The sequence below is a fragment of the Rhizobium terrae genome, from assembly GCF_003425685.1.
GTDB lineage: Bacteria > Pseudomonadota > Alphaproteobacteria > Rhizobiales > Rhizobiaceae > Neorhizobium > Neorhizobium terrae.
Genome location: NZ_QJKM01000027.1, coordinates 19,589 through 42,612, shown reverse-complemented (window position 1 = coordinate 42,612; position 23,024 = coordinate 19,589). Strand labels below are relative to the sequence as shown.

The following is a 23,024-nucleotide window of genomic DNA, read 5'->3' as shown; positions in this document are numbered from 1 at the left end:
AGCAATAAGGAATCGACAGCGATCAGGCCGCCGTCTGAGCCTTCAGCTCCGCAAGCCGCTTCGCTGCGGTCGGCGGCAGGGGCAGATGCGGATTGGCTGCGACCGTCTCGACGAGGAGCTTGTCGCTCTCTCTTTCGAGCGTCTCTACTAGATGCGCATAAAATGCGTCCGGATCCATGCCGGGCGCGATGGGCGGCAGGATGCGCACCTTGAAGTGGCCGGGCTGCTTGACGAGCTTGCGGCGACCCCAGAACAGCCCCCAATGGGCGACGACCGGCACGACGGGCACTTCGATGTCGCGGTAGATGCGGGCGATACCGTAACGATATTGCGGCTCCGCGCCAGGTGGCCGGCGGGTTCCTTCCGGATAGATGATGAGCTGCCGGCCGGCGGCCATCTCCTCCTTCGTGCGGGTCATGACATCGACCATGACCTTGCCGCGGGCGCCGCGATTGACCGGGATCATCCGCTGCTTGGCCACATACCAGCCGAACAGCGGGATCCACATCAGCTCCCGCTTCAGGATATAGACCGGGTCGCGCTGATAGGGCAGCAGTGCGAACGTGTCCCAGGCCGATTGGTGCTTGGGCGCGAAGATGCAGCCGCCCTCGGGGATATTCTCCATACCCTCGATTTCGAACGTCGCGCCGACGATCTTGGCCATCAGCCAGTTGTTGGAGGCTGCCCAATCCTTGGGAATGCGGTAGGCGGCCTTGCGCGGCAACAGAAAATAGAACGGCGACAGCACGATCATTCGCACGATGATGTTCGTATAAAACGCCGTGTTGAAAAGAACCGAACGCAGGAGCAGCATGAACAGGAATTCCTTCTGGACAGGCGTTGCCTACACGAGATCGCGTCCTGAAAAAAGCGCCTTGTGGCGACTGACGGTACTGGAGGGACTTTCTAGCCTTGAGGCTTGGCCGCCGCTTTCGGGGCATCTTCGGTGCGCAGCCCAGTCCCGCGTTCGATGCCGAGCCAGTCGCGCACGGTCGCCAGCACGACCTTGCCGTATTCCGAAAGCATGGTGCGAAGGACGTCCGGTTCGGTAAACCAGGCCTTGCGGGTGAGATCGGAATTGATCACCGGATAGGGGATGAACTCGGTCTTCGGGTCGGCGCGGCGCAGTTCGTGCAGGCTGCGCAGCATGTGGTAGTTGTTGGTCACCACCAGAACGGACCGATAGCCATGGTCATGGATCCAGCGGGTGATCTCGTTGGCATTGCCGATCGTGTCGATCGCGTCGTAGCCGATATCGACGCAGCAAGCGAAAAGGTCCGGCGAGGCCTGGGTGACCTTGCGGATCTGCGTCGGCGTGGTGGAAGGGTGCGCTCCGGAAATCAGGAGCCGTTGTCCGGCGCCGTCACGCAGAAGCCCGAGCGCCTGTTCGACGCGCAGATAACCGCCGGTCAGGACGACGATCGCATCGGCCTTCACCCCGTCCGGCGCCTTCAGTGAGGTCACCGCATTGGCGAACCAAAGGAAACCGCCAAACAGCAGCGCGAGAGTGAGGACGGAGGCCATGATCATGCGTCGTGCCGTCCATCGCAGCCAGCCCTTGCGCGAAAACAGACCACCCGACGCAGTTCGCGCATCGCGATCCGATCCATCTTCGGGTGTCAACTTGGCCGGTGTCATGACTGTCCATAGCCGGAGATTCGTGGCGAGAACAGGGCCAGACTATAGGGGTAAGATGTCCGGTTCAAGAAGCTGACAGCCCATCGGATCGGGCCGGATCGGAGCGGATGAGGTCGATCTCGTCGATCGTGCGCATGACGGTGAAGCGGGCGGTCAGCGTGGTCAGAAGCGCGATTACGACCATGGTGGCGAAGATACCGAGATAACCGGTGATGCCGATCGTGAAAGAGCCGAACAGCGCGGCTGCCTGGTCGCTTTCCGGCGTCGCCAGCGAATTCGCCTGCCAGACGTTGGCCGCAGCGAACAGCGCGGCCGCAAGTGCCCCGCCGGCGGCCGAACCTTTGATGCTGATCTTCAGGAAATGCCTCTGGAATTCTCCCGCCACGAAGGAGCTTTCTGCGCCGACGAAATGCAGCACCTCGACGATATGGCGGTTTCCCGAAAGCGCCCCGCGCGTTGCGAAGATGACCGTCAGGATCATGGCCGTGAAGACCAGCACCAGAATTCCGGTGCCGATCAGCACCGTGGTGTGGGCCATGGAGACGAGCCGGTCCACCCAGGTGCGGTGGTCGTCGAGGAATGCCTGCGGGATCTCGCTCTTCAGCAGATCGCGCATGGCGGCAAAATCCGGCGGGTTCTTCTCGTCTATCGTGACGATGACGAGACGCGGCACGGGCAGATCGTCGAGGTTCAGTCCGGCGCCGAGCCATGGTTCGAGCAGGCGCGCCGTGGCATCCTCGTCCATGATCGTGCCCTCGCGCGTGCCGACGAAGGTGAGCGCCAGGTCACGCGCCTTCTTGAGCGCCGCATCCATGTCGAGCCCGTCGTCGGGCTTGATCTGGATGGTGATCTCGCGGGAAATCTGGCTCTGCCAGCTTGCCGCGGTGGCGCGCACCATGCTGACGGCGCCGAGCGTCAGGCAGGCGAGGAAGGCCATGATGGCGATCACCACCATCAGCGCATTGCCCTGAATGTTGGAGGGAGGCAGGATCGGCGCGGTCGGCCGCACCCGCATTTCGGTCCGGCGCGATGGCTGCTGTGCGGCGGGCGACGGAGCCTTCGGTTCCTTCGCCGGCGTTTTCGGTGATTTCGCAGCCTTGGAGGCTTTCGGACGGCTTGCCTCATTCATAGATGTCGAGCCGCCCTTCGGTAAGGATCATCCGCCGGGCATCCACCTGGTCCATCAGCCCGAGATCGTGGGTGGCGATCACGACCGCCGTGCCCAGCCGGTTGAGTTCCAGGAAGAGATTGAGCAGTCGCCGCGCCATCGGCGGATCGACATTGCCGGTCGGTTCGTCCGCAAGCAGGATTTCGGGGCGATCCATCAGGGCGCGGGCGATGGCCGCCCGCTGCTTTTCCCCGCCGGAAAGGACAGGCGGCAGCACGTTGATGCGCTCGCCGAGACCCACCCATTTCAGAAGCTCGATCACGTCACTGCGATACGAGCTTTCCTCCTTGCCACGCACACGCAGCGGCAGGGCGACGTTTTCGTAGGTGGTCAGGTGTTCGAGGAGGCGAAAATCCTGAAAGACGATGCCGACACGCCGGCGCAGCATCGGCAGTTCGGCTCGCGGGATCTGCGACAAGTCGCGGCCGAACATGCGAATGATCCCCCGCGTCGGATGCAGCGACATGAAAAGCAGGCGCAGCAATGTCGTCTTGCCGGCGCCCGACGGTCCCGTCAGGAACTGGAAGGAGCGTTTCGGGATATCGAAGGTCATATCCCGGAGGATCTCCGGGCCCATCCCGTAGCGCAGACCGACATTTTCAAAATGAATCAACGGATGACCCAGTCCTGACTCTGGAGAACTCTCTGGCGTCGCTATCTCTTAACGACACGGGTAAACGAAGGGTAAACCACCCGCGGAAAAGGGCTAATTTCAGGCCATGTTTGCGAAGTGTTAACCATTTGAATTTACGACTGAGCGGGATTCGTTTCAATGCCCGCAATCCCGAAGACAGGGGAAAACGGGCCGAAGAGGGCCTCATGAGCACCTTCCGCACCTCGCAGGGCAAGCCCGTCATCCGGATGGACATCCTGCCGCCGGACGCTTCCGGCAGGGTGCAACGGACGCGGCGGCCGCGCGGCGAAGTGGTCGATGCCCAGTTCGTCACGATAGGTGATGTTTCCCGCCGGGCTCATCGCCCCTCCCACAACGACAATCGCCGCAGGCCCTTTACGACGGCCGGCGTCAAGAAATCCTTTCTGGAGCGGATGCTGGCGGCCGGCGAGCGGGCCCTGATGCGGCTTTCGGCGGACTTCTTCTCCGCTGTCGTGGCAATGGTCTTTGTGCTGGTCTTCACGGTTGCCGGCGGCTTCTCATTTCTCTTCAGCGGAACGCAGACGGCGGACGTGGGGCAGGCCCTCGACATCACCCATGTCACCATGACGCCGCAAGATGCCAACGGGATGCGGGTCCTGCTGATCAACGGCATCGTCGAAAACCGCAGCGATGCGCGGCTTTCGATGCCTGCGATCCGTGCCGATCTGCTGGCCGGCGAAGAGCTGCTGACGACGACCTTGATCACGCCGCCGGTTGCCGCCATCGCAGGTCGCCAGAGCCATGGTTTTTCCGCCCGCGTGCCGCAGCCCGGTGGAAAACTGCCGGATCTGCGGCTTTCCTTCACCGAGCGCGGCGCATGAGGCCTTTCTATTTTTCCGCGGTTCGTGGTATCGCCGGATTTTACGGACACGCAGGAGAACCTCATGCCCGTCGTACGCGGCAAGACCATTGAGCCGCTCTATACCGCCGAACAGATTGCCGAGCGCAATCGCGACATGGCCGCGAGGATCGCCGCCGGTCCTACCAAGGACCTGCTGGTTATTGCCATCCTCAAAGGCTCGTTCATTTTCGCGGCGGATCTCCTGAGGGCGCTGCACGACGTCGGCCTCGCGCCGGAAGTGGAATTCATCACGCTTTCAAGCTACGGTGCGGGCACCGTTTCGCAGGGTGTGCGCATCGTCAAGGACATCGACAGCGACGTGAAGGATCGTGACGTCCTGCTGATAGACGACATTCTGGAATCCGGCCGCACGCTGAAATTCGCCAAGGAAATGCTCTACGAGCGCGGCGCCCGCAACGTCTCGATCGCCGTGCTGCTCGACAAGAGCGTCAAGCGTAAGGAAGAGCTGGAGGCGGATTATGTCGGTTTCGAATGCCCCGACTATTTCGTGGTCGGCTACGGGATGGATGTCGCCTACGCTTTTCGCGAGCTGCCGTTCGTCGGTGTCGTGACCGGCGATGCGTGATCCGATCACGAGACGTTAACCATGGTTGCCCTGCAGAGGGCGCCATTTACTCCTCGACAACGAAACTCTGATGATTTGCTCCCGATATGAAACAAGACGGGGAGCGATGATCGCTATGGCAAAGATCCTGATTACCGAGGACGAGGATTCGCTTCGCATGTTCGTGGCGCGGGCGCTTCGTCTCGATGGTCATGAGACCCATGAGGCCGGCGATGGCGCTGAAGGTCTTGAAAAGCTGAACCAGGGGCCTTTCGACCTGCTGCTTTCGGATATCCGCATGCCCGTCATGGATGGGATCGAACTGGTGCACAAGGCATCCGCCAGGTTTCCGGACCTCAAGATCCTGCTGATGACCGGTTATGCCGAACAGCGCGAGCGCGCCGACGACCTTTCGGCCAAGATCGTCGACGTGGTGCAAAAACCCTTCGCCCTGCCGGATATCCGGCGCGCGGTGGCTGCGGCGTTGTCGGCAGGTAGCCCGCGGGCGGCGTAAGGGCCTTCAGGCTTCCCCTGGCCTTGTCTGGATGCTCGGGTCAAGCCACAATACCCGAAAGCCTGGATTCGGCGGCAAAACGCATTGCGGCGGGCGTCCAAGCCGGCTTCCAGCCTTCTACCTGATCTCCAGCAGCCGCTCCAGGTACCGCCGCTCGGCCTCGCCCGACAGCGCGTTGCCGAGCTTTTCGCGGATCGCTTCCAGGATTTCGCGGGCGCGCTGCACGTCGATCTCGTCGGGCACCTTCACCTGATCGCCGAAATCCGGGCCGGATGTCGCGCGCGGACGGCCGAGAGGATCGCGGCCGTTCTGGCCTCCCTGCGAGGTCATGTTCTCGCCCTGGCCATCGCGTCCCTGGCCTTGCTGTTGGCCCTGGCCCTGCTGCATGGCCTGCATCATCTGCTGCATCATGTTCTGGGCGCCCTGACGCAGCGCGTTGAGCGCATTGCCCTGGCCCTGTACGGCCTGTTCGCCCTGGCCTTCGCCGAGCGCCTTGCCGGCATTGCCCATCTCGTTCTGCGCCTTGCCGAACCCTTCGCTGGGCTGCATGCCGAGCTCCTTGAGGCCCTTCTGCAGCTCTTCCAGTTTCTTGCCGAGCCCTTCCTGCTGGGCGCGCAGGTTCTTCAGCGCTTCGCGAAGCTGTTCGGCGGTCATCTGGTCGGTATTCTGCTGCCCTTGCTGACCCTGCTGCTGTTGCTGACCTTGCTGTTGTTCGCCTTGCTGCCCCTGCTGCCGCTGGTTCGGGTCGCCGCGCTGCATGCGGTCGCGCAGAGCCTGGTCGAGCTTGAACGTCTGGTCCATCAGCCGCTGCTGTTCCTGCATGATCTCGCCGAGCCTGTCGATCTGCTGGCGCATCTGGCTGTTCTGCTGCTGGCTCTGCTGGCCGCGCTGCGGCCTGCCGGCCTGCAGATTGTTCATCATCCGCTGCAGTTCGTTGAGCATCTGCTGGGCCGCATCGCGATTGCCGGAGCGGGCGAGGTTTTCGATCTGGTCCATCATGTTCTGCAGATCGCGCTGGCGGATGACGTTCTGCGCCTGCATGTTGTTCTGCGCCTGCGGCGCGTTCTGCATCCGTTGGGCCAGTTCGTTCATGAACTCCTGCATGGCCTCACGCAGTTCCTTCATCAGCTTGGCGATCTCCTGATCGGAGGCATTGTTGCGGAGCGCCTCGGCCAAATTGCGCTGGGCATCCCGCAGCCGTTTCTCGGCCTGCGAAAGGTCGCCGTCCTCGATGCCGAGGGCGATTTCCCAGAGATAATCGGCCGTGTTCTTGAGCTGTTCGTCCGTGCGGGCCAGTTGCATCCGGCCGAGAGCCGAACGGATCAGCAGGAAATGGCTGAGGTTCGGAATGGTCTCGTCCGGCCTGAGCGCCAAGGCTTCGTTGAGCGCGATGGCGCGGGGCATCTGGCGGGTATCGAGCGCAAAGACCTGCCGTTCTTCGGCAACGGCGGCGGCCAGTGGCTCGGAAAAGCCGCGTGAGGGCAGCACCATTTCGTGCGGCGGGCTGCGTCCGGTCTGTCCGGCGCCATCCTTGGCGACGAGCGTGATCCTGACCCGCTTGCCGGCCAGCGGATGCTCGACGAGGTTGCGGCTCGTCACGCCCTTGACCTCGTTGCCCTTCTGGCGCGGGAGGTCCAACCGATACTCCGGCAGCGGATAGAGCGGCGTCGCCTGCGGATCCTGTTGGCCGACCGGCTCGATCAGGGCATGGGCCTCGCGGATGCCGTAATCGTCCTTGCCGGTAAAGCCGATCTCCAGCGCCCCGTTGACGGAAGGACGCGGCTGGCCGTCGAAGCCAATCTCCGGCGGACGATCGGGGATGATCTCGAAGGTCCAGGTCTGTCCGTTGGTGGTCAGGCTGCCGCTTTCACCGACATTCAGCGCATAGGTGCGCGGCGGCAGAGGCTGGTTCGCCTGCTGCGGTGGGGCGGGCTGCTGGCCAGCCTTCTGCTGCGGCTGGGTTGCCGCCGCTTCGGCTGCCTTCTTCGCCTCTTCGGTCATCAGCGTAATCGCCTGGCCATCGGCTTTGGGCGTGAAGACGACCGTTTCGCCGCCCTCGCCGCCCGTGACACGCACGGTAAGGGCGGAATTCTGCGGAACGGAGACCGCGTGGACGCTTGCCGGCATCGCCTCTCTGCCCGTCAGAAAGACCGGCGCCCTGCCAGTGTAGGAAGGCGGCGTCAGCCAGGCGTCGATGCGCAGGTCCGGATTGACGCTCGGCGCGGGCGGCGCTTCGCGGAAAGCATCGGCCGGCGAGCCGCCACCGTTCGAGAACGAGTAGCCGAGCGCCACGATGAAGACAAGCGCGGGGACGGCGCGGAGTGCGAAACGGTCGTGCCTTGCGATATCCGGCTGCGGCAGGCCGGCATCGAGGGCCGCGATGCGCTCGGCCATGCGGATCTGGTGTTCCTTCCAGAGCGCACGGGAAAAGGGTGTCTCGAAGGCAGGTTCGTCCTCCTGCACACCGACCGGTTGGTGGGGCAGATTGTTGCGGACTTCCAGAAGCCGGTCGGCCTCGGCGGCCGCCGGCCAGCGCAGCCGGGTAAACGGCAGGAGCGAATAGACGAAGGCGAAGGCGAAACCGCCGACCAGAACCCAGCGTACCCAATCCGGCGCGATGCGGAAAATGCCGAACCAGGCGACGGAGAGGAACAGCGCCGCGATGCCGAGCGGCAGCAGGAGCAGCGGCAGGATACGCTCGAAAAACAGGACGATCCGTGCGAAGGAGCGTTTCAGCGCGACACGGCGCGCAAGCACAGGATGCGACTCAAAGGCACCTTTGCGGATGAAGCTCATGCGGTCCGTCTCCAGTCGTGGCGGCGCAAATCAAGCTTCCAAGATAGCAGTGTTTGTGGCGAAGACGAGGGCAGGGGGCATTTCGCCCCCATATTTTAGGCAGTTTCCCGCAAAAGTGAACGCGACGTTAAAGCCTCACGCAAGCCAGGCGGGAACGGAATCGAGCGCGATAAGCTCCTCATAGGTGCCGCGCGGACGCACGACATGGAACTCGCTGCCTTTGACCAGAACCTCGGGAACCAGCAGGCGGGTATTGTATGTCCCGGCCTGGACGGCGCCATAAGCGCCTGCCGATGCGACGGCGATCAGGTCGCCGGGCCTGGGCTCCGCCATCTCGCGGTCGAGCGCCAGATAGTCGCCCGTCTCGCAGACCGGGCCGACGACGTCGCCCCTGATGCGCGGCGAATCGACGGGCGGCACCACGACCGGCCGGATCATGTGATAGGCCTCGTAGAGCGTCGGACGGATCAGATCGTTCATCGCGCCGTCGACGATCACGAAGCTCTTTTCGCCGCCATCCTTCACATAGATGACTTCCGTCACCAGGATGCCGGCATTGCCGACGATCAGACGGCCGGGCTCGGTGACGATCCTGCAGTTCAGCGACCGCAGCTGGCGCTTCACCGTTTCCGCATAGGCATCGGGAAGCGGCGGCGGATTGTTGTCGTCCTTATATGGGATGCCGAGGCCGCCGCCGATGTCGACGTGGTCGATCTTGTGGCCATCGGAACGCAACGTATCGACCAGTTCACGCAGCAGCCGGAAGGCGTTTTCAAACGGCTGCAATTCGGTGATCTGGCTGCCGATATGCATGTCGATGCCGGTCACCTCGATGCCCGGAAGCGTAGCGGCATGGGCATAGACCGCGCGGGCGCGCTCATAGGCGATGCCGAACTTGTTTTCCTTCTTGCCGGTGGAAATCTTGGCATGCGTGCCTGCATCGACATCCGGATTGATGCGGAAGGAGACATGCGCCTTCTTCGCCATCTTGACGGCGTGCAGGTTCAGGACCTCCAGTTCCGGCTCGGACTCGACGTTAAAACAGTAGATGCCGGCGGAAAGCGCCAGATCCATCTCCTGCACCGTCTTGCCGACTCCGGAAAACATGATGCGATTAGCCGGAATGCCTGCCGCCAGCGCACGGCGCAACTCGCCGCCGGAAACGACGTCGACGCCGGCGCCCAGCCGGCCGAGCGTCCTCAGCACCGCCTGGTTGGAATTCGCCTTCATGGCGTAGCAGACCATGGCGTCCACATCGGCAAAAGCCTGCGAGAAGACCTTGTAATGGCGCTCCAACGTGGCAGTCGAATAGACGTAGAAGGGCGTGCCGACGGACCTGGCGATTTCCGGGATTGGCACGCTTTCGGCGTGCAGCACGCCGTCGATATAATGAAAATGGTTCACGACAAAACTCGGGGATTACAGAAGCGGATCGAGAAGGAAAGGGCGCTCGGCAACCGGCTCGGCTTTTCGCTCGCCCGGCTTGGTGCTCTTGCGGATGTTCTGCTGCTCCACCGGCGTGCTCGGACGATCGAGATCGCCCTTGCGGCCGCAGCCCGCAACGACGACGCCTGCAAGGCTTACGACCAGGGCGATGCGGGCGATATTCATCAGCGACTTCGACATGCTTTTCCTTCTCCGGCACGGCTCGCGAACTGTCATAGCGAAGTTCCGCGCACTTGTGCAGTCACTATTCCGGGGGGCGATCTCCCTTAATTGCGGGCCCGCCACCAGGCGATCTGTTTCTTCACCTCGGACGGCGCCGTGCCGCCAAAACTCTGGCGGCTGGCGACGGAAGCATCGACGGAGAGCACCTTGAACACCTTGTCGGTGATCGCAGGGTTGATTTCCTGCAGCTCTTCCAGAGTCAGTTCGGAAAGGTCGCAGCCCTTCTCTTCGGCCAAAGCCACGGCGCGGCCGGTGACGTGATGGGCTTCGCGGAAGGGCAGGCCCACTTCGCGGACCAGCCAGTCGGCGAGGTCGGTCGCGGTCGAGAAGCCGGCGCCGGCGGCGGCGCGCATCCTGTCGGCGCGGATGGTCATGTCGCGCATCATGCCGGTCATGGCGGCGATCGCCAGTTCCAGGTTTTCGGCTGCGTCAAAGACCTGCTCCTTGTCTTCCTGCATATCCTTGGAATAGGCGAGCGGCAGGCCCTTCATGACGGTGAGCAGCGCCACCAGCGAGCCGTTGATGCGGCCGGTCTTGGCACGCACCAGCTCGGCGGCATCCGGGTTCTTCTTCTGCGGCATGATCGAGGAGCCCGTCGAGAAGGCATCCGAGAGGCGGACGAAACCGAATTGCGGCGTCGACCAGATGACGATCTCTTCCGCAAGCCGCGACAGGTGGACGGCGCAGATCGCCGCGACGGAGAGGAATTCCAGCGCGAAGTCGCGGTCGGAGACGGTGTCGATCGAGTTGCGGGTCGGCTCGCGAAAGCCAAGCGCCTTGGCCGTCATGTGGCGATCGATCGGATAGGGCGTGCCGGCAAGGGCGGCAGCACCGATCGGGCTTTCGTCGAGATGGTCGATTGCATGGCGCACACGGGCGCGGTCGCGGCCGAACATTTCCACATAGGCCATGCAATGGTGCCCGAAGGTGACCGGCTGGGCGGTCTGCAGATGGGTGAAACCGGGCATGACCGTTTCCGCATGCTCTTCCGCGCGGTCGAGGAAGGCGGCGATCAGGTCGGTCAGCATGCGCTCGGTCTTGGCGAGCTCTTCCTTTACCCAGAGGCGGAAATCGAGCGCAACCTGGTCGTTGCGGGAACGGGCGGTGTGCAGGCGCCCGGCGGCGGGACCGATCAGGACGCCAAGCCGTGCCTCGACGTTCATGTGGATGTCTTCGAGCTTGCGGGAGAACTCGAATTCTCCGCTTTCGATCTCTGACATGATCGTGTTCAGGCCTTGCACGATCTTGTCTTTATCTTCGCGCGAAATGATGCCTTTTTCAGCCAGCATGGTCGCATGCGCTATTGAGCCGCGGATATCCTGGGCATAGAGCTTCTTGTCGAAACCGATCGAGGCATTTATCTCCTCCATGATCGCATCCGGCCCCGAGGCGAAGCGCCCGCCCCACATCTGGTTTGAGGATGTCGCGTCCTTCGTGCCGTCGGCCATGATGCAAAAGTCCTAGAGTGATTCACGGTGAGTGATTGATGACGACCAAAAGACCCTTCGGCCTTCCGTCCGCCAGATTGATCGTGATCGCCGCCGTCGCGGGAGTTCTCGCCGGCGCCGTGGCGGTATACGTGAGGAATACGGGGTCTGGCAATGGCCCGAGTGGGAGCGTGGACGGTCTGCTGGCCGCATCTTCCGGCGCCTGCGAAGGCGCGGTCCAAACGGCGAAGTCGGTCTCGCAATTTTCCAGGGGCCAGGTCGCCGCCATGGTCGCGGCGCAGCCGCCGCGGCCGCTCGTTCTCGCCTTCAAGGGACCGGATGGCAAGGATCTGAAGACCGCCGATTTCTCCGGCAAGACGGTGCTCCTCAACCTCTGGGCCACCTGGTGCGGCCCCTGCCGCGAGGAGATGCCGGCATTGAACGCGCTGCAAAAGGAAATGGGCGGCCGGGACTTCGAGGTCGTGGCCGTCAACATCGACACCGGCAGTGACGAAAAACCGAAGGCCTTCCTCGCCGAATATGGCGTCGACGCGCTCGGATATTACCGAGACAGTTCGATGGGCGTCTTCAACGCGCTGAAAAAGGAAGGCCTCGCATTCGGCTTGCCGGTGACGCTGGTGATGGACAAGAAAGGCTGCCTGATCTCGGCGATGAACGGTCCGGCCGCCTGGGATAGCCCTGACGCGAAAGCACTGATCACGGCGGCGAGGGGATCGTAGCCTGCAATTTTCCAATTGAAGTGACGTAAATTTCTACACTATGCTGCCTATGGTTGTGATGGCCAAAGCAGACACGCCCCTGTCAGGCGCATCGGAGGAGATAGGCCCTCCGACCCGGCGAAGGCCTCGCCATCCAACTGGAGAGTGAACTATGTGGCTCATGCCATTTAGCATCACGTTTATCTTACGGAAAACCCGCACGAGCTGGCAGGCACGCGTGCGGGTCACATTCCAAAAAATAAACCGGAGGGGCGGGCGAAGGCTCGCCTCTCACTCCCTCAATATAGCCTTGAACGCCTTTTCTGACAAGGCAAGGCCGAAGCAGCTTCCGCTTACCGCGTCGGAACCGGCGTCTCGCCGCGGTAGTCATAGAACCCACGGCCGGATTTGCGGCCGAGCCAGCCGGCTTCGACGTATTTCACCAGAAGCGGGCAGGGGCGGTATTTCGAGTCCGCCAGGCCGTCATGCAACACCTGCATGATCGACAGGCAGGTATCGAGGCCAATGAAATCGGCAAGCTGCAGCGGGCCCATCGGGTGGTTGGCGCCGAGTTTCATCGCCGTGTCGATCGCCTCGACCGAGCCGACACCTTCGTAAAGCGTGTAGATCGCCTCGTTGATCATCGGCAGCAGGATGCGGTTGACGATGAAGGCCGGGAAATCCTCGGCGACGGTGGCAGTCTTGTCGAGCGACGCGACGTAGTCCTTGGCGGTCTTGAAGGTCGGCTCATCCGTTGCGATGCCCCGCACCAGTTCCACCAGTTTCATCACCGGCACGGGGTTCATGAAATGTATGCCCATGAACTTTTCCGGCCGGTCGGTGGCGGAGGCAAGCCGGGTGATCGAGAGCGAAGAGGTATTGGTGGCGAGCAGCGCCTCGGCTTTCAGGATCGGACAGACCTGGGCGTAGATCTTGCGCTTGACGCTTTCGTCCTCGGTTGCCGCTTCGACCACCATGTCCATGGGCGCGAAGTCGTTCAGGTCGGCGGAGCCGGAAATCAGCGAAAGGGCTGCCTGCCGCTCTTCGTCGGAGAGCTTGCCGTTGGAAACCTGGCGGGCGAGATTGCCGTTGATGGTGGCGAGCGCGGCTTCGATCCGGTCCTTTGAAACATCGTACATCTGCACCTTGTAGCCAGCGAGAGCCGAGACATGTGCAATGCCGCAGCCCATCTGGCCTGCTCCAATGACGCCGATATTCTTTATGACCGAACTCATCGTTTCGCTCCCTGGGCTTTGACCCCGAGGGCGTCGACGCTATCCCCAGCGTGCGCCCATTTTATGAAAATGCCGGACTGCATGTATGCAGCCCGGCAGATTGTTATTCCGCTACTTGCCGTTTTGCCAGCACTTTTCGCGGTTGCGAAATGAACAAAAGGTCAAAGAGCCTTTTCGAGTTGCGGCAGGATTTCGAACAGATCGCCGACGATGCCGTAATCGGCGACCTGGAAGATCGGAGCCTCCTCGTCCTTGTTGATCGCGACGATGACCTTCGAGTCCTTCATGCCGGCAAGGTGCTGGATGGCGCCGGAAATGCCGGCCGCGATATAGAGGTCCGGGGCGACGACCTTGCCGGTCTGGCCGACCTGCCAGTCGTTCGGGGCATAACCCGCGTCTACCGCAGCGCGGGAGGCGCCGACGGCAGCACCCAGCTTGTCGGCCACCGGCAGGATCACTTCCTGGAACTTCTCCGAGGAACCGAGGGCGCGGCCGCCGGAGATGATGATCTTCGCGGAGGTCAGTTCCGGACGCTCCGACGAGGACAGCGCGTCGGAAACGAAGCTCGAAACACCTGGGTTGGCGGCAGCGGAGACGTTTTCGACGGAGGCGGAACCGCCTTCGCCGGCCGCGGGGAAGGATGCCGTGCGAACCGTGATCACCTTCTTGGCGTCGGCCGACTGCACCGTCTGGATGGCGTTGCCTGCATAGATCGGCCGCTTGAACGTGTCGGCGGAGATCACTTCGATGATTTCCGATACCTGCATGACGTCGAGGAGCGCCGCGACGCGCGGCATGACGTTCTTTGCCGATGCCGTGGCAGGCGCGATGATCACGTCATAGGAGCCGGCCAGCGAAACGATCAGCGCCGCGAGCGGCTCGGCCAGGTTGTTGGCGAGCCCTGCATCGTCGGCGAGCAGGACCTTCGAGACGCCCGCAAGCTTGGCGGCCGCATCGGCGGCGGCCTGTGCACCGGAGCCGGCAACCAGCACATGCACGTCGCTTCCCAGGTCCTTGGCGATCTGGGTGGCGGCGCTCAGTGCCTTGGCGGTCTGGTCGTTGAGGCTCGCATTGTCGTGTTCTGCCAGAAGAAGAATGGCCATATCCGTAATCTCCCTATCTCTTCCGGATCAAAGCACGCCGGCGGTTTTGAGGCTGGCGACCAGTTCCTCGACCGTCTTGACCTTGATGCCGGCCTTTCGGCCGCCCGGCTCTTCTGTCTTCAGCACCTTGAGGCGCGGTGCGGTATCGACGCCGAAATCACCCGGCGTCTTCTTGTCGAGCGGCTTCTTCTTCGCCTTCATGATGTTCGGCAGCGAGGCGTAGCGCGGCTCGTTGAGGCGGAGGTCGGTGGTGACTACAGCCGGAAGCTTGACGTCGATCGTCTGCAGTCCGCCGTCCACTTCGCGGGTCACCTTGGCGGAACCTTCCGCAAGTTCGATCTTGGAGGCGAAGGTCGCCTGGGCCGAACCCAGCAGCGCCGCCAGCATCTGGCCGGTCTGGTTCGAATCGTCATCGATCGCCTGCTTGCCGACGATGATCAGGCCCGGCTGCTCGGCGTCCACGACGCCCTTCAGGATCTTGGCCACCGCAAGCGGTTCGACGACGTCGTCCGTTTCGACCAGGATCGCCCGGTCGGCCCCCATGGCAAGCGCCGTACGCAGCGTTTCTTCCGCCTTGGCAGGGCCGATCGACACGACCACCACTTCCTCGGCCTTGCCGGCCTCCTTCAGACGCAGCGCCTCTTCGACGGAAATCTCGTCGAACGGGTTCATCGACATCTTTACATTGGCAAGTTCGACGCCCGAGCCATCCGGCTTCACACGGATCTTCACGTTGTAGTCGACCACTCGCTTGACTGGCACCAGGATCTTCATGGGGTCCTTCCTTGACTTCTATCCACGGCAAATTGCGACATTTGCCGGCTCCTCGTTTGTCAGTGGGCGACATGGATACGCATTTTTCGCCCGATTACAACGTGGATTTACCCGGCTCAGCTTGTCGTTTTCTCATAGTGCTATTCAGTTGCCGCAGCCGTCTGCGTCATGTCCGGCTTCCGTTCGACCGCTTTCGGCGTCATGATCTTCCTGTCGAAGAGCGGGACGTCCCTGCGCCGCATGAAGACGACTAGGACGGCGCCGGCAATGATGCCGCCGACATGAGCCCCCCAAGAAACCATGCCATCGAGGTCGAGTGCCAGCATGGCGAACTGCTGGATGAGCCAGAGCGCCAGCGGAATGAAAGCCGGCAGCGGCAGCGGAATGCGGAAGAGGACCAGAACCCAGACCCGCACCCGCGGATGCAGCAGGAAATAGGCGGCCACCACGCCGCTGATCGCCCCGGATGCCCCGATCAACGGGCCTTCCGCCGAGGGCGCGACGAGCCCGTGCAGTGCGGCGCCCGCGACGGCGCAGATGAGATAGAAAGCCAGGAACCTTACATGCCCCAGCGCGTCCTCGACGTTGTCTCCGAATACCCACAGAAACAGCATGTTGGAAGCAAGATGCCAGAAATCCATGTGCAGGAAGGCATAGGTGATGAAGGTCACATCGTCCGGCACGATCACCAGCGAAGGATCGAGCACCGCGTAGTCGAAGATCACGGCGGGAATGAAGCCGAAACCGAGCGAAGCCCGCTCGACCACGTCCGGCGGCGCCACGGCCGAAAACAGCCAGACCAGCACATTGACGGCGATCAGGCCGAAGGTCACGTACTGGACGCGGATGAACTTGAGATCGTTGGCGTCGTGCAGCGGGATGAACATGTATTTCAGCCTCTCCCGCTGTCGGTCAGCGATTTTTGCCCGGAATCCAGAGGATATCGGCCCTGCCGCCGTCATTGGCGAAGCGCGCCGCCACGAACAGGAAGTCGGAAAGCCGGTTGATGTATTTCAGCGCCGCCGGGCCGACGGTTTCGCGGCGCGAGAGCTCGACGATCAGCCGTTCGGCGCGGCGCGATACGGTACGGGCGAGATGCAGGTAGGCGGAGGCGGGTGAACCGCCTGGCAATACGAAGGACCGGAGCGGATCGAGATGCGCGTTCAGCGCGTCGATCTCGGTTTCCAGCCGCGTCGCCTGCGCCTCGACGATGCGCAGCGGTTCGTATTCGAGCTTCTCGCCGGTATCGGGTGTCGAAAGGTCGGCGCCGAGATCGAAGAGATCGTTCTGGATACGAAAGAGCATGTCGTCCAACTCGCGCATGCCGGAGGTGTGGAGGCGGGCAAGCCCGACGGCCGAATTGGTCTCGTCGACCGTGCCGTAGGCCGCGACCCGCAGATCATGCTTGTCGCGGCGGGGACCGGAGGCCAGTCCCGTGGTGCCGTTATCGCCGGTCCGCGTATAGATCTTGTTGAGCTTTACCATCCGCCATCATCAGAATCAGGTCGGGCGACCGCCGCCCGTAATCCAGAGTGTCAGCATGATGAGGACGATTGCAATTGCCTGCAAGAGGATACGCAATTGCATCAGCTTGTTGGATTTGTTGGCGTCGGTGCCCTTCATCATGTTGAACAGCCCGCGGATCAGGACGAGCACCACGAGCCCCATGACGATCAGGGCAAGGACGGTTGTGAAACTGGACATGGTCTGATTGCTGCCTTTCAATCCAGCCGGCGCATCAGCTTATAGAAGAGCGCGGCCGGGAGTATTCTTTTCAGGAAAGCGCCCTGCTTGGCGGGCTTCGTTACCAGATAATGTGGCCTGGGACGAGGCGCGGTCAAGGCATGCGTCAAGACATCATAAACCGCTTCCGGGCCGAGTTTGTGGCGGCTGATCTGGCCTCGCCCGTCGAGCCGTTTCAGTTGCCGCTCGTATTGTCTGGCATGCACCGAACCCTGAAGGTCGATGTGCTGATGGATCTTGACGAGGGCATTGGCGGTGAAGCGGGAGGTGATCGGCCCCGGCTCGATGAGGCTTACGCCGATCCCGCTGCCTTCGAGCTCCATCCGCATGGTGACCGTCAGTCCTTCCAGCGCATATTTGGATGCCGTATAGGCGCCACGATAGCGATAGGGCAGGATGCCCAATATCGATGAACAGTTGACGATGCGGCCATGGCCTTGCGCCCGCATGACGGGGATCAGCCGCCGCGTCAGATCATGCCAGCCGAAGAGATTGGTCTCGAACTGTTCGCGCAGGACATCGGTGGGCAGGTCTTCCACTGCGCCGGCCTGCCCGTAGGCGCCGTTGTTGAAAAGGGCGTCGAGCCGGCCGCCGGTGCGCGACAGGACGGTTTCTACCAGTGCGGCGATCGTCTCCGGCCGGGTGTAATCCATCAGCAGTGCCTCGATGCCGTCGGCCTCGAGCGGCGCAAGATCGGCTTCCTTCCGCACCGTCGCGAAAACCCGCCAGCCGTCCGCCTTCAGTGACCGCGCGCAATGGGCGCCGATGCCGGATGAGCAGCCGGTCACGATGATCGTTCTTTTGTCATCCATTTGATCTGATCCCTGTACAACAGCATGGGTTCCTCCCATATTTCGCCGCAAGTCACAACGGAGTTGCCCTTGTCGGAAAAAAACCGCCCCTTCCGGTGGTACAAGCTCGCCTTTAACGTGCTGTGGGATGCCTACTGGCACTTTTCCGACGATGACGGCTGGGCGATGGCGAGCCATGTCGCGCTTTCCGGCCTTCTGGCATTGTTCCCCTTCCTGATCTTCGGCACGGCGCTGGCGGGGTTCCTCGGTGCCGGCGGGTTTTCGCAGACGGCCGTGCATCTGCTATTCGATGCCTGGCCCGCCGACATTGCCGAGCCGATCGCTTCCGAGATCCAGAGGGTTCTGGAAATCCCGCGTGGCGGGCTGCTGACGATTTCGGTCCTGGCGGCTGCCTATTTCGCCTCGAACGGGGTCGAGGCGCTGCGCATCTCACTCAACCGCGCCTATCGCGTCACCGAGACCCGGCCCTGGTACGTCACGCGTCTTGCCAGCCTCGGTTATGTCATCATTATCACCGTGATCTTGGCGGTGATCAGCATCCTGCTGCTTGCCGTCCCGGTGGCGCTGCGCTTCGCCGAGACCCGCTTCTATTTCCCTTGGTTGATCAGCGATCTGACCACGGCAGTCAACTGGGGTCTTTACGGCACGGCGCTGTTGCTGCTGATCGGTCTCCTTGCGTCCCACAAATGGTTGCCGGCCGGCCGGCGCCGGCTGATCGACATCATACCGGGCGTCGTCCTGACGATCGTCGTCTGGACGTGTTTCGGGCTCGGTTTTGCCGCCTACCTTTCGACCTTCGCCAACTATACCGCCACCTATGCCGGGCTGGCGTCGATCATGGTCGTGCTGATCTTCCTCTACATGGTGGGCGTGATCTTCATGCTCGGCGCAGAGTTCAACGCTGCGCTGATGAAGTACCGGATCTATTCGGTATTTTCCCGGCGCCGCAGAGGCAGCGAGGCCCTCTCAAAGGCCGACCAGGCGGCGGACATCGGTAGGGTCGAGCCCCTGGTTGCGAAGCGCCGCGAGCCCCGTTGATCCCTCGCTTTTCGAAAGCTTCCTGCCGTCCGGCCCGAGAATGAGGCGGTGGTGGTGATAGACCGGCTCCGGCAGGTCCAGAAGCTCCTGCAGCAGGCGGTGCACGGCGGTCGCCTCGAAAAGGTCGAGCCCGCGCACCACACGGGTAATCCCCTGCATGGCATCGTCGACCACGACGGACAGGTGGTAGCTCGACGGCGCGTCCGAGCGGGAGAGGATCACATCCCCCCAGGCCGAGGGATCGGCGGGAATGTCACCGCGTCGTCCGTCGCCGGTTTCCGTCCAGCTCAAGGGGCGGCCGAGCAGGCGTAGCGCCTTCGCCATGTCGAGCCTGAAAGCATGCTTGACACCACTTCCGATCAGCGATTGTCGCTCGGCCTTGCTGCGGTGGCGATCGTCCTCCGGATAGAGCGGCGAGCCGTCCGGGTCGCGCGGCCAGAGCTTCCCTTCCGCTTCCTTTGCCGCAACCCTGGCCTTCACGTCACTTCGGGTCAGAAAGGCCGGATAGACGAGATCCATGTCGGTCAGGCGATCCAGTGCGGCACGGTAGGCGTCGAAATGTTCCGACTGTCGCCGCACCGGCCTTTCCCAGTCCAGCCCCAGCCAGGCGAGATCGCGATAGATCGCGGCCTCGAATTCCGGCGTGCAGCGGGCAAGGTCGATATCTTCGATCCGCAGCAGGAAACGCCCGTGGTCCGTGGTCGCCATGTCATGGTTGAGAAGCGCGGACAGGGCATGGCCAAGATGCAGGAAGCCGTTCGGGCTTGGTGCAAAACGATAGACCGGGTTATCGACCTGGATGGTGAGCATTCACATCGTGCTTGTGTCTGTCCGGGTCCCCGGGGCAAATCCGAGGATGGCGAGTGTGTGCGGCTTGTTGACGCAAATAGCAACCGTCGTCGCAGGCCAGAAGGTTTTTTGCGTATCTATGGCCAAGTTCTCCGGCGGAGTTCTCCGTTGTCATCGTCTACGCTTGACCCGAGGATCCGAACACGGGCATGCAATTGCCTCTTACAGGCGGAAATCACATGACCATCATCCGCAATCAATCGGACATCGAGGCAGGGCTTGAGGCGCTGATCCGTCTCGACCCTCGGCTTGCCGCGGTCGTCGAGGCATCCGGCCCCGTGCCCCTTCGGTTGAACGAACCTGGCTTTGCCGGCCTTGCCTCGATCATCGTTTCGCAGATGGTATCGCGGGCGAGCGCGGAGGCGATCTGGAAGCGAATCACCGCGGCAGGCCCCGTCACCGCCGCCGCCTATGTGGCCCTCGATCCGGCCGTGGTGGCGACATTCGGCCTGTCTCGCGCCAAGGCGGCGACCCTCCTCAATCTTTCCACAGCAATTTCGGAAGGTCGTTTCGACCTGTCGTCCCTCGGTGAACTCGAAACGGCCGAGGCGATCAAGGCGATGACGGCGCTGCCCGGTATCGGCCCATGGACGGCGCAAGTCTACCTGATGTTCTGCGGCGGCCATGCGGATGTCTTTCCCGCGGGCGACGTGGCGCTGCAGGCCGCCGTCGGCCACGCTTTCGCCATGGAATCCCGCCCGTCGGCAAAAAACCTGGCGGGGATGGCGGAAATCTGGAAGCCGTGGCGTTCGGTCGCGGCGCGGCTTTTCTGGGCTTATTATGCTGCGAAAATGCGCCGGAACGTCACACCTCTGGTCTAGGCCCCACCCCAAGTATCCCACTGCATTTATTGGGCTTCACAATCCTGTAACAACGGACCTAATATAGAAAGTACAGATGCCGAATCGGGTAGGAGCGTCACTTGACGATTGCAGTCTCCCCGCAGGCCCTGCCGGCGCTCGTTCTGAACGCTGACTACCGGCCGCTGAGTTATTATCCCTTGTCGTTATGGTCCTGGCAGGACGCGATCAAGGCGGTCTTCCTCGACCGAGTGAACATTATCGCGGAATACGATCACTCGGTCTGCTCGCCAAGCTTTTCGATGAGACTGCCGAGCGTCGTCAGCCTCAAGACCTACGTGCAGCCGACCCGCAACCCCGCCTTCACGCGGTTCAACGTCTTCCTGCGCGACAAGTTCGAATGCCAGTATTGCGGTGAACACGACGACCTCACCTTCGACCACGTCATCCCGCGCGCCCATGGCGGCGAGACGACCTGGGAGAATGTCGTGGCTGCCTGTTCGCCCTGCAATCTCAGGAAGGGCAGCAAGCTGCCGAAGCAGGCCGGCATGTTCCCGCACCAGAAGCCCTACCAGCCGACGGTGCAGGACCTGCACAACAACGGCCGGCTGTTCCCGCCGAACTATCTGCACGAAAGCTGGATGGACTATCTCTACTGGGATACGGAACTGCAGCCCTGACGGACTGCAGCCATTGGGGTAACGGAGGTCGCGTCACGCGGCCTTTTTAGCACCTGTGAAGGCGATGGCCGCCAGAATCACGCTGGCGATGACGTTCCAGCCCGCAAACGAAAGGCCAAGAACGCGAAGTGCGGCTTCCGTGCAGGAGGGGCCATGGACCGTGTTGAGGTCGGCGAGCAGATTGCCGGCATTGGTGGTCACGCTGGAGGCGCCGCCGCAGCTCGAAGGACCTTCCCAAAAATGCCATTCGACGCCGGAGTGATAGACGCCCATGCCGGCGCCGACCAGCATCATCACGCCGATGACGACGAGCAGCGCGCGGGTCACCCATGCCGGCAGGCCGAAAGCCGACGCGATGATCGCCAAGATGCCGACCGGAATGCCGTAATAATAGGGATCGCGCTGCAGAAGGCAGAGCGCGCAGGGAATGTAGCCGCCGATGTGCTGGAACGCGAGCGCCCCGCCCACGGTCGCCGCCATGCCGAGGGTGACGAGAACGGCGTAACCGAAACCGACGCGGGAACGGGGGGTGGAAGCTGTCAGCGCCATGCGCCTCTCCTGATTGATGCCTGGCTCACTTAGAGCAGATGCCACGGCGCTGTAAATCACCACGCCTGAGACGAACCGTCGCCATTGCGGCACTTTTTCGTGAGTTTGCGGAGGATTTGCGGCGTGCCTGCCGAAAGCGCGATCCACCCCCGGCTGCCGAAATACCGGAGGGGTCTGGTTTCGCCTATTGAAGGGGGATATCAAGGCGGTTATGCAGCAGATCCGGTCGGCCGGTTTCTTCTGCGCTGCGGCCACGCACCACGGGCGAGGAGAAGATGCATGACGGCAACCCGCCCAAAGACGCGCGAGATCCATTGAATGCCGAAAACCGATGTCTGCATCGTTGCCTCCAGGCGCCCCGATCTCCTGTCGCCGACCCTGAACAGTCTCTCGCAGCGCATGCTGAACAATTTCGAGATCGCCACCGTCTACCTGAACCTCGACCCGATCTTCGGGGACGAGAGCGATCATGCAGCCTGCATCGCCCTCTTCAGGAACACGTTCCCGCACGGCGTGGTCTTCGAACCGGAGACGCCCGGTTTCACTGCGGCCGTGCAGCGGCTGTGGTCGGCGACGACCGCCGAGTTCGTCGTCCATCTGGAAGACGACTGGATCGCCCTGACGGAGATCGGCATGGAAGCGTTCGCACCTTTCGGCGACCCGGCCGTCTCGCAGGTCTCGTTCCACACGGCGGAGAAGAACTGGGATGTCCGCAAGGAGGGTCACCTCCACCAGAAGCGCGAATATTTCAAGCTTCTCGGCATCAGAATTCCAACCCCCAGGAAGACGCCCTATTTCACCACGTCCCCCTCGATCCTGCGGGGCGATTTCGCCCGTCGCGCCGCGGAACTGATGGATGTGACGAAGGACCCGGAAAAGCAGTTCTATTCCGGCGTCAATCCGCTGTTGCAGGCCTATGTGGCGACCAGGCGGAACTATATCTTTTCGCCCGAAAACAAACCGGTCATCGCCGATATCGGCCGCGACTGGCGCAGCGAGCGCGGCATCCAGAAGAACATCCGCAATTCGACCTCGGTCTGGGAAAAGGGCTGATAAGCCTCACTAAGCCTCACTGGCATCGGGAAGCGCGATGGTGCCCCGTGCCGGAATCGAACCAGCACTCCTTTCGGAACCTGATTTTGAGTCAGGCGCGTCTACCAATTCCGCCAACGGGGCACGGGTGGTATGGCCAAGGGCTCTATCACGGCGTCGCATCGGCTTGCAAGACTGAAGTGGCTGCTCCAGGGCTCCGCGTTGTGCAGGCTTGCTTCGAGCTGCGGCGAGGGAGTTTCTCGTCCACCCCTGCCGCATCTTGCGGATGACCGTGCCCGCGCCGGCCGAACGTCTTCCTGAAATCCATTTCCGGGGAAGCAGCGCATTTCAGCCTGTGAAGTCCTCGCGGCTGTCCCCCTTGTATTTCAAACTTCGAAGATGTTAGCTGGTGCAGCAA

At 62.4% G+C, this 23,024-nt stretch carries 25 protein-coding genes and 1 tRNA gene; 8 read left to right on the top strand and 18 right to left on the bottom strand.

The annotated features are described in order from the left end of the window. Positions 1-22: 22 nt before the first annotated feature. The 4 genes from DMO26_RS30880 to ftsE form a co-directional block, all read right to left on the bottom strand. Positions 23-814: a lysophospholipid acyltransferase family protein gene (locus DMO26_RS30880; RefSeq protein WP_117196145.1), complete on the bottom strand. Its 792-nt coding sequence runs from the start codon at positions 812-814 to the stop codon at positions 23-25. Positions 815-906: 92 nt separating this feature from the next. After that, complete coding sequence (locus tag DMO26_RS30875; protein ID WP_117196144.1) at positions 907-1,638, bottom strand: YdcF family protein; 732 nt, start codon at positions 1,636-1,638, stop codon at positions 907-909. Positions 1,639-1,702: 64 nt separating this feature from the next. Next, complete coding sequence (locus DMO26_RS30870; RefSeq protein WP_117196154.1) at positions 1,703-2,653, bottom strand: cell division protein FtsX; 951 nt, start codon at positions 2,651-2,653, stop codon at positions 1,703-1,705. 106 nt (positions 2,654-2,759) lie between these two features. Next, positions 2,760-3,419 carry a cell division ATP-binding protein FtsE gene (gene ftsE / locus DMO26_RS30865; RefSeq protein ID WP_117196143.1) on the bottom strand — a complete coding sequence of 220 codons (660 nt, stop codon included), beginning with the start codon at positions 3,417-3,419 and terminating at the stop codon, positions 2,760-2,762. Positions 3,420-3,625: 206 nt separating this feature from the next. Here ftsE and DMO26_RS30860 point away from each other — a divergent pair, with 206 nt between their 5' ends. The 3 genes from DMO26_RS30860 to DMO26_RS30850 all read left to right on the top strand — a co-directional run bounded on the left by DMO26_RS30860 (position 3,626) and on the right by DMO26_RS30850 (position 5,381). Continuing rightward, positions 3,626-4,282: a hypothetical protein gene (locus DMO26_RS30860; RefSeq protein WP_117196142.1), complete on the top strand. Its 657-nt coding sequence runs from the start codon at positions 3,626-3,628 to the stop codon at positions 4,280-4,282. 63 nt (positions 4,283-4,345) lie between these two features. After that, a complete protein-coding gene (gene hpt, locus DMO26_RS30855; RefSeq protein WP_117196141.1) occupies positions 4,346-4,888 on the top strand; it encodes a hypoxanthine phosphoribosyltransferase in 543 nt (180 codons plus the stop codon). A gap of 115 nt (positions 4,889-5,003) precedes the next feature. Then, complete coding sequence (locus DMO26_RS30850) at positions 5,004-5,381, top strand: response regulator (protein WP_117196140.1); 378 nt, start codon at positions 5,004-5,006, stop codon at positions 5,379-5,381. A gap of 117 nt (positions 5,382-5,498) precedes the next feature. On the opposite strand, the gene DMO26_RS30845 is transcribed toward DMO26_RS30850, so the two are convergent. The 4 genes from DMO26_RS30845 to argH all read right to left on the bottom strand — a co-directional run bounded on the left by DMO26_RS30845 (position 5,499) and on the right by argH (position 11,293). Then, positions 5,499-8,177 carry a TIGR02302 family protein gene (locus DMO26_RS30845; RefSeq protein WP_117196139.1) on the bottom strand — a complete coding sequence of 893 codons (2,679 nt, stop codon included), beginning with the start codon at positions 8,175-8,177 and terminating at the stop codon, positions 5,499-5,501. A 135-nt stretch (positions 8,178-8,312) separates the two neighbouring features. After that, complete coding sequence (gene lysA / locus DMO26_RS30840; protein WP_117196138.1) at positions 8,313-9,581, bottom strand: diaminopimelate decarboxylase; 1,269 nt, start codon at positions 9,579-9,581, stop codon at positions 8,313-8,315. A 15-nt stretch (positions 9,582-9,596) separates the two neighbouring features. After that, entirely contained in the window at positions 9,597-9,803 is a 207-nt protein-coding gene (lptM, locus tag DMO26_RS30835; RefSeq protein WP_117196137.1) for an LPS translocon maturation chaperone LptM, read from the bottom strand. An 86-nt stretch (positions 9,804-9,889) separates the two neighbouring features. Then, complete coding sequence (gene argH, locus DMO26_RS30830; RefSeq protein ID WP_117196136.1) at positions 9,890-11,293, bottom strand: argininosuccinate lyase; 1,404 nt, start codon at positions 11,291-11,293, stop codon at positions 9,890-9,892. 38 nt (positions 11,294-11,331) lie between these two features. On the opposite strand from argH, the gene tlpA reads away from it, so the two are divergent. Continuing rightward, positions 11,332-12,012: a thiol:disulfide interchange protein TlpA gene (gene tlpA, locus DMO26_RS30825; protein ID WP_117196135.1), complete on the top strand. Its 681-nt coding sequence runs from the start codon at positions 11,332-11,334 to the stop codon at positions 12,010-12,012. 332 nt (positions 12,013-12,344) lie between these two features. Here tlpA and DMO26_RS30820 read toward each other — a convergent pair whose 3' ends face one another. From DMO26_RS30820 to DMO26_RS30790, 7 genes are all read right to left on the bottom strand, one after another. Further along, positions 12,345-13,226: a 3-hydroxybutyryl-CoA dehydrogenase gene (locus tag DMO26_RS30820; protein ID WP_117196134.1), complete on the bottom strand. Its 882-nt coding sequence runs from the start codon at positions 13,224-13,226 to the stop codon at positions 12,345-12,347. Positions 13,227-13,387: 161 nt separating this feature from the next. Further along, positions 13,388-14,329, bottom strand: a complete 942-nt coding sequence (locus DMO26_RS30815; RefSeq protein WP_117196133.1) for an electron transfer flavoprotein subunit alpha/FixB family protein — start codon at positions 14,327-14,329, stop codon at positions 13,388-13,390. A gap of 27 nt (positions 14,330-14,356) precedes the next feature. After that, positions 14,357-15,103, bottom strand: coding sequence for an electron transfer flavoprotein subunit beta/FixA family protein (locus tag DMO26_RS30810; protein ID WP_117196132.1), 747 nt, complete (start codon positions 15,101-15,103; stop codon positions 14,357-14,359). Positions 15,104-15,243: 140 nt separating this feature from the next. Continuing rightward, positions 15,244-15,990 (bottom strand): rhomboid family intramembrane serine protease, encoded by a 747-nt coding sequence (locus tag DMO26_RS30805; RefSeq protein WP_117196131.1) that lies wholly within the window; start codon positions 15,988-15,990, stop codon positions 15,244-15,246. 25 nt (positions 15,991-16,015) lie between these two features. Then, positions 16,016-16,588 carry a cob(I)yrinic acid a,c-diamide adenosyltransferase gene (locus DMO26_RS30800; protein ID WP_117196130.1) on the bottom strand — a complete coding sequence of 191 codons (573 nt, stop codon included), beginning with the start codon at positions 16,586-16,588 and terminating at the stop codon, positions 16,016-16,018. 15 nt (positions 16,589-16,603) lie between these two features. Further along, a complete protein-coding gene (locus DMO26_RS30795; protein ID WP_117196129.1) occupies positions 16,604-16,807 on the bottom strand; it encodes a twin transmembrane helix small protein in 204 nt (67 codons plus the stop codon). Positions 16,808-16,824: 17 nt separating this feature from the next. Then, positions 16,825-17,658: an SDR family oxidoreductase gene (locus tag DMO26_RS30790; protein WP_117196128.1), complete on the bottom strand. Its 834-nt coding sequence runs from the start codon at positions 17,656-17,658 to the stop codon at positions 16,825-16,827. A gap of 69 nt (positions 17,659-17,727) precedes the next feature. Here DMO26_RS30790 and DMO26_RS30785 point away from each other — a divergent pair, with 69 nt between their 5' ends. Next, on the top strand, positions 17,728-18,696 hold the full coding sequence (locus tag DMO26_RS30785) for a YihY/virulence factor BrkB family protein (RefSeq protein ID WP_226951478.1): 969 nt from the start codon (positions 17,728-17,730) through the stop codon (positions 18,694-18,696). Here DMO26_RS30785 and gluQRS read toward each other — a convergent pair. Next, on the bottom strand, positions 18,625-19,506 hold the full coding sequence (gene gluQRS / locus DMO26_RS30780) for a tRNA glutamyl-Q(34) synthetase GluQRS (RefSeq protein WP_117196126.1): 882 nt from the start codon (positions 19,504-19,506) through the stop codon (positions 18,625-18,627). The two genes, DMO26_RS30785 and gluQRS, sit on opposite strands and share 72 nt — an antisense overlap. Positions 19,507-19,724: 218 nt before the next feature. Here gluQRS and DMO26_RS30775 point away from each other — a divergent pair, with 218 nt between their 5' ends. Then, positions 19,725-20,366: a DNA-3-methyladenine glycosylase family protein gene (locus tag DMO26_RS30775; protein ID WP_117196125.1), complete on the top strand. Its 642-nt coding sequence runs from the start codon at positions 19,725-19,727 to the stop codon at positions 20,364-20,366. A gap of 101 nt (positions 20,367-20,467) precedes the next feature. Further along, positions 20,468-21,025, top strand: a complete 558-nt coding sequence (locus DMO26_RS30770) for an HNH endonuclease (protein ID WP_117196124.1) — start codon at positions 20,468-20,470, stop codon at positions 21,023-21,025. Positions 21,026-21,058: 33 nt separating this feature from the next. Here the strand turns inward: DMO26_RS30770 and DMO26_RS30765 are convergent, their stop codons facing one another. Further along, the gene (locus DMO26_RS30765; protein ID WP_117196123.1) at positions 21,059-21,574 is read right to left on the bottom strand and encodes a disulfide bond formation protein B; all 516 of its coding nucleotides are present in this window, start codon (positions 21,572-21,574) and stop codon (positions 21,059-21,061) included. A 318-nt stretch (positions 21,575-21,892) separates the two neighbouring features. Here DMO26_RS30765 and DMO26_RS30760 point away from each other — a divergent pair, with 318 nt between their 5' ends. After that, positions 21,893-22,627 (top strand): glycosyltransferase family 2 protein, encoded by a 735-nt coding sequence (locus tag DMO26_RS30760; protein WP_226951477.1) that lies wholly within the window; start codon positions 21,893-21,895, stop codon positions 22,625-22,627. Between the two features lie 38 nt (positions 22,628-22,665). Here DMO26_RS30760 and DMO26_RS30755 read toward each other — a convergent pair. After that, positions 22,666-22,750 (bottom strand) — tRNA-Leu (locus DMO26_RS30755). Between the last annotated feature and the right edge of the window lie 274 nt (positions 22,751-23,024).